Source organism: Peribacillus sp. P4_C12 (assembly GCF_056402095.1).
Genome location: NZ_JBFUIB010000902.1, coordinates 1 through 1,080 on the forward strand (window position 1 = coordinate 1; position 1,080 = coordinate 1,080).

At 38.5% G+C, this 1,080-nt stretch carries 2 protein-coding genes; one reads left to right on the forward strand and one right to left on the reverse strand.

Annotation, left to right across the window (positions count from 1 at the left end; all coding sequences use genetic code 11):
* On the reverse strand, nt 1–305 hold a 305-nt coding region (locus AC1DUW_RS30075; protein ID WP_477644347.1), incomplete at its 3' end, for a fumarylacetoacetate hydrolase family protein.
* A 419-nt stretch (nt 306–724) separates the two neighbouring features.
* Between AC1DUW_RS30075 and AC1DUW_RS30080 the strand changes: the two genes are divergently transcribed.
* A partial coding sequence (locus AC1DUW_RS30080; RefSeq protein WP_477644348.1) for an AAA-type ATPase lid domain-containing protein occupies nt 725–1,080 on the forward strand: 356 nt, incomplete at its 3' end.

A 1,080-nucleotide genomic window follows, 5' to 3' on the forward strand; every position in this document is an offset into this window, starting at 1 on the left:
CCTTGTTTCTTAAGTTCACTTTGAACTTCCCGTAAAGTAAAATCGATCCCAATCCCCATACTTTCTATCACTTCATCTACCTTCATGCCTACTTCATGTTGTCTTCCAATCTTTATGACAAGTTCAGTTTCAAAATGGACAGAACCACGATTGCCAGGCAGGTAAATCTCTTGACCATTTGCTTCCATGTAGGCATGGGTAGGCTTAGAAAATAGAAATGGGGAAGTAGGTACCTCATTATTTAATTCCTTTGCATGTGCTACGTAGTTTCGACCAACGCAATAAATATTTCTAATCTCATTCATGTTCTTTTCCCCTTTCTATAAATATAGTGTTATAGCTTTTAATTCTAAAATGTTACTCTTTATCTAAGTTTCTCGTTAGAAAATAAGAGATAGTGTATGCTGATGTCTTTATTGTAACACACAAAAAACTCTAATAATTATGTGAATTAAAGACTACGAATAAGCGAATAGAAGACACACATCGTTAAAGTCTTGAGCTCTGGCTACATGTTTGAATTTTGCAATATCGACACCGTTAATTAGTGTTTCAGTAGTAATTTAAGAGATTTTTTTTTGGGGGTTATACTTCATGTTTGGCCTCCTGGTGTTGATGTATTTGTCCGTTTCGCYGGCGAGCTTTGGGACACCTCCATCATATCAAGAGGTAGTACAATACACTGTACAATCGAAATGTAGCCTTCACCCCGGATGCAATCGACTTGCTATGTATCTATCAATGGCCCGGTAACGTGCGCGACCTTGAAAATACAGTTGAGAGGCTTGTGATTACAAGCGGAATACCTGATTTGGATGTTGCATTGGTTAAAGAGGTCCTCCCTTTTAAAGGGCCCAAACCCACTTCACTACCTGTTATCGATTTTCTAATGCCTTTGCAAGAAGCAGTCGAACTTGTGGAGGAACAACTGATCAACATGGCAATGGAACAATACAAATCATTAAAACTAGCGGCAAAGGTATTGGAAGTCAGCCAGCCGACGATGAGTAGGAAATATAAAAAATTACGTAATAAAATTGAAGAGGCACGCTTTTCACCAGTGATTGAACTACCCACCAC